Annotated in this window: 8 protein-coding genes and 1 pseudogene; 7 read left to right on the forward strand and 2 right to left on the reverse strand. The window is 75.5% G+C overall.

From position 1 onward, the window contains the following. From ACXJKL_RS09520 to ACXJKL_RS09540, 5 genes are all read left to right on the forward strand, one after another. Window positions 1–1010: hypothetical protein (locus ACXJKL_RS09520; protein ID WP_457206821.1), on the forward strand; the 1010-nt coding region annotated here is incomplete at its 5' end. Then, window positions 1007–1621, forward strand: a complete 615-nt coding sequence (locus ACXJKL_RS09525) for a DUF4129 domain-containing protein (protein WP_457206822.1) — start codon at window positions 1007–1009, stop codon at window positions 1619–1621. The genes ACXJKL_RS09520 and ACXJKL_RS09525, both read left to right, overlap by 4 nt. Next, window positions 1618–2736, forward strand: coding sequence for a DUF4350 domain-containing protein (locus tag ACXJKL_RS09530; RefSeq protein ID WP_457206823.1), 1119 nt, complete (start codon window positions 1618–1620; stop codon window positions 2734–2736). The genes ACXJKL_RS09525 and ACXJKL_RS09530 overlap by 4 nt, the downstream gene beginning before the upstream one ends. Further along, on the forward strand, window positions 2733–3731 hold the full coding sequence (locus ACXJKL_RS09535) for an AAA family ATPase (RefSeq protein WP_457206824.1): 999 nt from the start codon (window positions 2733–2735) through the stop codon (window positions 3729–3731). The genes ACXJKL_RS09530 and ACXJKL_RS09535 overlap by 4 nt, the downstream gene beginning before the upstream one ends. Before the next feature lie 16 nt (window positions 3732–3747). Next, window positions 3748–5037, forward strand: coding sequence for a DUF58 domain-containing protein (locus tag ACXJKL_RS09540; RefSeq protein WP_457206825.1), 1290 nt, complete (start codon window positions 3748–3750; stop codon window positions 5035–5037). 17 nt (window positions 5038–5054) lie between these two features. On the opposite strand, the gene ACXJKL_RS09545 is transcribed toward ACXJKL_RS09540, so the two are convergent. Beyond that, window positions 5055–6050 (reverse strand): stage II sporulation protein M, encoded by a 996-nt coding sequence (locus ACXJKL_RS09545; RefSeq protein WP_457206826.1) that lies wholly within the window; start codon window positions 6048–6050, stop codon window positions 5055–5057. 23 nt (window positions 6051–6073) lie between these two features. Between ACXJKL_RS09545 and ACXJKL_RS09550 the strand changes: the two genes are divergently transcribed. Both ACXJKL_RS09550 and ACXJKL_RS09555 read left to right on the forward strand, forming a co-directional pair. Then, window positions 6074–6883 (forward strand): RDD family protein, encoded by an 810-nt coding sequence (locus ACXJKL_RS09550; RefSeq protein WP_457206827.1) that lies wholly within the window; start codon window positions 6074–6076, stop codon window positions 6881–6883. 32 nt (window positions 6884–6915) lie between these two features. Continuing rightward, window positions 6916–7302 (forward strand): hypothetical protein, encoded by a 387-nt coding sequence (locus ACXJKL_RS09555; protein WP_457206828.1) that lies wholly within the window; start codon window positions 6916–6918, stop codon window positions 7300–7302. Here the strand turns inward: ACXJKL_RS09555 and ACXJKL_RS09560 are convergent. Continuing rightward, window positions 7291–7636, reverse strand: a pseudogene (locus tag ACXJKL_RS09560) (MFS transporter); the annotation flags it as partial. The gene ACXJKL_RS09555 and the pseudogene ACXJKL_RS09560 sit on opposite strands and share 12 nt — an antisense overlap.

Here is a 7636-nt window from a genome sequence, read left to right on the forward strand (position 1 = left end):
GCGCCACGCCGTCCCCGCGCCCGCCGTGGTCGCCGTCCGCCCCGCCGCCGGGGATGCTCGGGGCCGCGCACAAGCCGGGCGCCGTGCCGCTGCGCCCGCTCGCGCTGTCGGACATGTACGACGCGGCCTTCCGCATCATCCGCTTCAACCCGACCGCCACGGTGGGCTCCGCCGTGCTGGTCGCCGCCGTGGCGATGGCGATCCCGGTCGTCGTGACGGCGTTCCTCAGCCTCGCGCTCGACCTCTCGCTCACCGTGGACGCCTCCGGCGACCTGGGCGGCGACGTCTCCGGCGTGCTCGGCTCGCTCGGGTCGCTGGGGCTCGGTTCCGTCCTGCAGACCATCGGGCTGATCCTCGTCGGCGGCATGATCGCCCACGTGGTGGCCGCCGCCGCGACAGGTCGGCGACTCACGCTCGGGCAGGCCTGGGCGGCCACCCGCGGCAGGCGCTGGCGGCTGGTGGGGCTCACCGTCACCCTGGGACTGGCGCTGGCACTGATCGTCGCGCTGTACGCGCTGAGCTGGGTCCCGGTCGCACTCGCCGCGGACGGGTGGGAGGGACCGGTGGTCTACGGGCTCGTGAGCGCCCCGATCTTCCTGGCGTTCCTGGTGTGGTTCTGGGTGCGCGTCTACTACCTCCCGGTGCCCGCCCTGATGCTCGAGCCCGTCGGGGTCTTCGGGGCGATCGCCCGCGGCTACCGCCTGACCCGGGGCGCGTTCTGGCGCACGTTCGGCATCGCCCTCCTCACGGTGGTCGTCGCGCAGGTCGCCGGGACGGTCCTGGCGATCCCGTTCGGCTTCCTGGCGCAGGGGGCGCTGCTGGGGGGCCTGCCCAGCGAGTCGGGTGTCCTCGTCGTCATCGTCGGCCAGGCGATCGCCTCGGTCGTGACCGCGGCCTTCGTGGCCCCCTTCACCACGGCGGTGACCGCCCTGCAGTACCTCGACCTGCGGATGCGCACGGAGGGCCACGACATCACCCTCATGCAGCAGGCCGGGATCCTCGGCGCGTGATCCTGCGGCTGCCGGCGGAGCCGCCGCTCGTCCCGAGTCCGGGCGAGGGGCGCTCGCTGCTGCGCCGCGAGCTGCTGCACCCCGACTACCGCGAYGACGACGTCCTGGACCGCCTGCTCGCGGAGCTGCGACGCGCGATCCTCCGCGGGCTCGACGCGGCGTCGTCGGCCCCTCCCCTGACCAGCTTCTTCGCGACGCTCGTCGGCCTGGGCCTGGTGCTGGCCCTGGTCTGGCTGGCGACCCGCACCCGGACCACCCGCGCCCTGCGGCAGGTCGCCACCGCCGCGGTCCCGGACGGGACGCTCACGGCGGACGAGTGGCGCTCGCGCGCCGAGGCGGCGTACGCGGTCGGGGACCACGGGAGCGCACTGGTCGACGGGTTCCGTGCGCTGGCCGTGCGCCAGGTGGAGCGCGGCCTGCTCGACGACGCTCCCGGCGCCACCGCTCACGAGCTGGCCCTGGCGCTGCGGGCGCTGCACCCGGGCCACGAGGAGCAGGTCGACGACGGCGCCCGGCTCTTCGACCTCGTGCTGTACGGCGACCGGTCGGCCACCCCCCAGCAGGCCCGGTCGGTGCTGGCGCTCGACGACGAGCTGGCAGGTGCCTCGTGAGGGGCTGGTGGCGTCGGCACCGCACGGGCGCGCTCGTCGGCGCGGGCACGTTGGTCGCCCTCCTGGTGGCGGTGCTGCTGGGCAGCGGGGCACGCACGTCCGCCACCCACGACCCCGACAACCCCGGGCGCACCGGGGCGCAGGCGCTGGCCCGGGTGCTGGCCGACGAGGGCGTCGAGGTCGACGTGGTGCGCTCGGCCGCCGCCCTCGAGGACGCGACCGTCGACGCCGGCACGACGGTGCTCGTGACCTCCGCCGACCACCTGGGGCGCAGCACGGCCCGCCGGTTGCTGGCGCACACCCGCGAGGCGACCGTCGTGGTCGCCGATCCCGGACCGGGCACCGTGCACGCGCTGGGGATCGACGCGGCCGGCACGACCTCCGTCCCGGGCTCGTCGCGGGCGGCCGGCTGCACCGACGGCGGGCTCGACGTCCTGCGCGGCCTGGCCGTCGAGGTGGACCGGGCGACCGCGTGGCCCACCTCCGCCGGCTGCTTCGGAGGCCCGGACGGCTGGTGGCTCGCCTCGGCGGACGACGGGCTGCTGCTCCTCGGTGCCCCCGGGGTGCTGGAGAACGAGCAGGTCCTGCGGGCCGACAACGCCACCGTGGCGCTGCGTCTCCTGGGTCGGCAGGACCGGTTGGTCTGGTACGTCCCGGACCTGGCCGACCTCAGCGCGGACGACGGCGTGAGCCTGCGCGGCCTGCTCCCGCCCTGGCTGCTGCCGGCCGTGTGGCTGGCCGGCCTGGCGATGGTGGCGGTGGCCTGGTGGCGCGGCCGACGCCTGGGGCCCCTGGCCACCGAGCCCCTCCCGGTGACCGTGAGGGCACTGGAGACCACCCACGCGCGGGGGCGGCTCTACCGGGACGCGGGCGACCGGGCGCACGCCGTACGCGCGCTGCGGCAGCACAGCAGGGCCACGGCGGCCGCCCACCTCGGCCTGCCCGCCCACGACACCGACACGCTGGTGCGAGACGTCGCCCGCGCCCTGGGCCGACGCACCGACGAGGTGGCCGCACTGCTCGACGACACCGCTCCCCCGCCCCGCACCGACGACGAACTCATCCACCTGGCCGGCTCGCTGGCCGAGCTCGACAGAGAGGTACGTGCCACATGACCGCAGGAGCCGCCGACCCCACCGCGCCCACCGACCCCAGCGGGGCCGAGGAGGCCCGTGCCCGGCTGGCCGCCGTCCGCGCCGAGGTCGCCAAGGCGGTCGTCGGGCAGGACGCCGCCGTGTCGGGGCTGCTGGTCGCCCTGCTGTGCGGCGGGCACGTGCTGCTCGAGGGCGTGCCCGGGGTGGCCAAGACCCTGCTGGTGCGCACGCTCGCTGCTGCCCTCGACGTCGGCACCAAGCGGGTCCAGTTCACACCCGACCTGATGCCGGGCGACATCACCGGGTCGATGGTGATCGAGGGACGCGCCGGGGAGCTCGCCTTCCGTGAGGGCCCCCTGTTCACCCACCTGCTGCTGGCCGACGAGATCAACCGGACGCCCCCGAAGACCCAGTCGGCGCTCCTGGAGGCCATGGAGGAGGGCCAGGTCTCGGTGGACGGAGTGTCCCGCCCGCTGCCCTCCCCGTTCCTCGTCGCCGCCACCCAGAACCCGGTCGAGTACGAGGGCACCTACCCCCTGCCCGAGGCTCAGCTGGACCGGTTCCTGCTCAAGCTGGTGCTGCCGATCCCCGACCGGGACGCCGAGCTGGAGATCCTGCGCCGCCACGCCGCCGGCTTCGACCCGCGCGACGTCGCGGCCTCCGGGGTCACCGCCGTCGCCGGACCCGCGGACATCGTCGCCGGGCAGGCCGCGGTCCGCGCGGTGCAGGTCTCCGCGGAGGTCACCGGCTACGTCGTCGACATCGCCCGGGCCACCCGCGAGTCCCCCTCGCTGTCACTCGGGGTGTCCCCGCGCGGTGCCACCGCGCTGCTCCGCGCGGCACGGGCCTGGGCGTGGCTGACCGGGCGCGACTTCGTGACGCCCGACGACGTGAAGGCGTTGGCCCACGCCACGCTCGTGCATCGACTCGGCCTGCGACCCGAGGCCGAGCTCGAGGGTGTCGACGTCGACGCCGTGCTCGCCTCCGCGCTGGGCTCGGTCCCGGTGCCCCGCTGACGATGGCCGCCACCTGATGACCCTCACCGGGCGTGTCCCCCTCCTGCTGCTGGTCGGGCTGGTGCCCGTCGTGCTGCGCCCGACCATGGGCACGGTGTGGACCTGGGTGCTGCTGGTCGCGCTGGTGACCGCCGCCGACTGGCTCCTCGCCCCGCGGCCCGCGTCGCTGCAGGTGACGCGTCGTCCTCCGGGCACCGTGCGCACGGGATCGCCGACCACCTCCCGCCTGGTCGTCGCCACCGCGGGACGCGGGGTCCGCGGCCTGGTCCGCGACGCGTGGCAGCCCAGCGCCGGCGCCGCCGACAACCGGCACCGCGTGCTGCTGCGTCCCGGGTCCCGGACCGTGCTGACGACGCCGCTGCTGCCCACCCGACGAGGTGACCTGCGAGCCGTGGGCGTGACCGTGCGCCTGGTCGGGCCGCTCGGTCTCGCCTGCCGCCAGGCCACCCTGGACGTGCCCGGCACCGTCCGGTCGCTGCCGGCCTTCGAGTCCCGCAAGCACCTGCCCTCGCGGCTGGCCAGGCTCCGCGACCTCGACGGGCGTGCGGCGGTCCGCGTCCGGGGCCAGGGAACCGAGTTCGACTCGTTGCGCGAGTACGTCCGGGGCGACGACGTCCGCTCCATCGACTGGCGCGCCAGCGCCCGCAGCCGCTCGGTGGTCGTCCGCACCTGGCAGCCCGAGCGCGACCGACGGGTGGTGCTCGTCCTGGACACGTCCCGGGTCTCGGCGGGTCGCGTGGGTGACGTGCCACGTCTCGACTCGGCGATGGACGCGGCGCTGCTGCTGGCCGCCCTCGCGGCACGGGCCGGTGACCGCGTGGACCTCCTCGCCGGCGATCGCACCGTGCGGGCGCGCGTGCGGACAGCCGGCGCCCGCGACATCGCCGCCCGCCTGCAGGAGGCGATGGCCGACCTCGAGCCGGTCATCGCCGAGGCCGACTGGTCGGCGCTGGCCGGGGAGGTCACCCGGCTCGGGCGGCAGCGGGCGCTCGTGGTGCTGCTGACCCCGCTCGAGCCCGCAGCGGTCTACGAGGGCCTCCTGCCGGTGCTGCCGACCCTGGTCCGTCACCACCGGGTCGTCGTCGCGTCGGTGCGGGACCCCGCCCTGGGAGACCTGGTGGGCGAGCGCCGCTCGCTCGACGACGTGTACGCCGCCGCCGCGGCCTCGCAGGTCCTCGAGGAACGCGAGCGTGCGGCCCGGGTCCTGGGGTCGATGGGGGTCCACGTGCTCGACGCGGACGCCGAGCGGCTTCCGCCGGCACTGGCCGACCACTACCTCTCCCTCAAGGCGCGCGGCCTGCTCTGAGCGCGATCCGCCCGGGTCTAGGCCTGGGTGGCGACCCGGTCCTCGAGGAGCGCGGCGTCGACGTCGCCGGTGTGCCCGCGGAGCACCGCGTTGCGACCCACCACGAAGACGTAGGCCAGGAAGGCCAGCTCGGCGAGGATGCCGATGCCCACCCGCGCCCAGGTCGGCAGCGGGGAGGGCGTCACGAAGCCCTCGATGACGCCGCTGACCGCGAGCACCACGACCAGGCCCAGGGCCACGGTCCCGGCGGTGCGGCCCTCGCGCGCCAGCGACTGGGCCCGCGAGAGCCGACCCGGCTCGATCCACGACCAGAACAGGCGCAGCCCCACTCCCCCGGCGACGAACACCGCCGTCAGCTCGAGCAGCCCGTGGGGCAGGATCAGTCCCCAGAAGTGCGCGGCGTGGTCGTGGCGGGTCATGATCGAGCCGATGACGGCCAGGTTGGCGACGTTCTGGAACAGCAGCCAGACCACCGGTGCCCCGAGGATGCCGAGGGCGATGCAGAGCGCCGACACCCACGCGTTGTTGACCCAGACCTGGGCCGCGAAGTGCGAGGCAACGTACTCGCTGTAGTAGCCCTCGAAGTCGTTGCGGACCAGCTGGTCCACCTCGTCGGGGGTGAGCAGCGACTGCTCGACGCCCGGGTTGCCGAGCAGCCACCACATCATGACGGCAGCCACCGCGACGTTGCCCGCCAGGCAGGCCAGCCACCACCAGCGCAGCCGGTAGAGCGCCGCCGGGAAGCGCAGCGCGAAGAAGTCACGCACCCCGCGCCACGTGGTGGCGCGGGTGCCGACGGTGCGGTGGCGGGCCCGGGCCAGCAGCGAGGACAGGTGCGCGATGAGGCCGGCGTCCGGGGCTGAGGTGCGCACCACCGACAGGTGGGTGGCCACCCGCTGGTAGAGCTCCACCAGCTCGTCGCTCTCGGCCCCGGTGAGCCGGCGTCGCCCGGCGAGCTCGTCGAGCCGCTGCCACTCGGCCGAGTGCGTCACCACGTAGGCGTCGAGGTCCACGGCGTCACCCTATGCTGGCCCCGATGCCCGATCCGAGCTTCGCCAGCCTCACCGCCGACGACCACGTCACCGGCGAGGCGGTCGCGCTCGACCTCCCCCCGGCCAGCCTCGGGGCCCGCATGGTCTCCGGCCTCGTCGACGTGCTCGTCACGGTCCTGGCGCTGATCGCCACGATCTTCGTCTTCGGCATCGCCGCGCTGCAGTCCGACGGCGCGCTGGCGCACGTGGCCTACATCGGCACCCTGATCGCGGTGTTCCTCCTGCTGCCGACCGGGGTGGAGACCCTCAGCGGCGGGCGGTCACTCGGCAAGCTGGCGATGGGGCTGCGCACGGTGCGCGACGACGCCGGTCCCATCACCGCCCAGCACGCGTTCGTGCGGGCGCTCATCGGGTTCGTGGAGATCTACCTCTTCCTCGGGGTGCCGGCCTTCTTCTCCGCGATGCTCTCCACGAAGGGCAAACGGCTGGGTGACTACGCCGCCGGCACCTACGTGGTCCGCAGCCGGGTCCGGCTCCAGCTCGCCGCTCCGGCCACCATGCCGTCCGGGCTGACCGCCTGGGCCCGGACCGCGGACATGGCGGCCCTGCCGACCGGGCTGGCCCTGGCCGTGCGGCAGTACCTCGGCCGCCAGGCCACCCTCGACCCCCGGCACCGTGACGAGCTGGGGGCGCGGCTGGCCCAGCAGGTCGCGGCGTACGTCGCCCCGCCACCGCCCCCCGGCACCGCACCGCACGACTACCTCGCCGCGGTCATCTCCTCGCGTCGCGAGCGGGACCTGGTGCGCCTGCGGCGCGACGCGGCCCTCCGGGAGCGGCTGACCGCACGCCGGTGACAAGGGCGCGCGCCCGGCGTACCGTGACGGGCATGGTGAGCGGCCTGCTGGCCGTCGTCGCGTGCACCGCGATGCTGGGCCTGGTGGTGGGAGGGGCGCTGTACGCCCCCGCCCTGGGCCGGTTCGTGCAGCGGCACCGACCCCGCGCTCCGATCCCCGCCGGGCGCCCCCTCGAGCGGGTCGTGGCCGACCTGCACCGGATCCGCGCCGAGGTGCTCGCCCCGGTCCCCGGTGCCAGCAAGGTGCGACGCGACGCGACGCTGGCGGCGTACGACGACGTGCTCGCCGAGGCCTGCCGGGCGCTGGGGCTGTCCGACGACCTGACCGCCGTGCCCGCGGGGCCCGAGCGCGAGGCCGAGCGGCTGCACACCGAGTGGCGCCTCGAGCAGGCCGGCGTGCCGATCAGCTCACCGCGCTGAGGCCGCCGTGGCGCCGACGGGCAGACGTGGGATCGTCAGGCACGCCGCTGCTGCGAGGACGCACAGCACCCCGGCGGTCAGCCACGCGCCGAAGTAGTCGCCCCGCCACTCCCGGACCCAGCCCGCGAAGCTGGCCGCGACCCCCGCGCCGACCATGTGCGCGGCGAACACCCAGCCGAAGACGACCGCCGCCCGCTCCGCGCCGAAGTGCTGGCGGCACAGGGCCACCGTCGGTGGGACGGTGGCCACCCAGTCGAGGCCGTAGAACAGGATGAACACGAAGAGGCTGGGCTCGACGTGCGGTCCCAGGAGCCACGGCACGGCGAGCAGCGAC

This window comes from Nocardioides sp. P5_C9_2, from assembly GCF_054049555.1.

Coding starts and splice junctions, on each gene's coding strand:
- ACXJKL_RS09555 (WP_457206828.1), top strand. CDS start 6,916: ATGGTGAGCGGCCTGCTGGCCGTCGTCGCGTGCACCGCGATGCTGGGC.
- ACXJKL_RS09540 (WP_457206825.1), top strand. CDS start 3,748: ATGACCCTCACCGGGCGTGTCCCCCTCCTGCTGCTGGTCGGGCTGGTG.
- ACXJKL_RS09535 (WP_457206824.1), top strand. CDS start 2,733: ATGACCGCAGGAGCCGCCGACCCCACCGCGCCCACCGACCCCAGCGGG.
- ACXJKL_RS09550 (WP_457206827.1), top strand. CDS start 6,074: ATGCCCGATCCGAGCTTCGCCAGCCTCACCGCCGACGACCACGTCACC.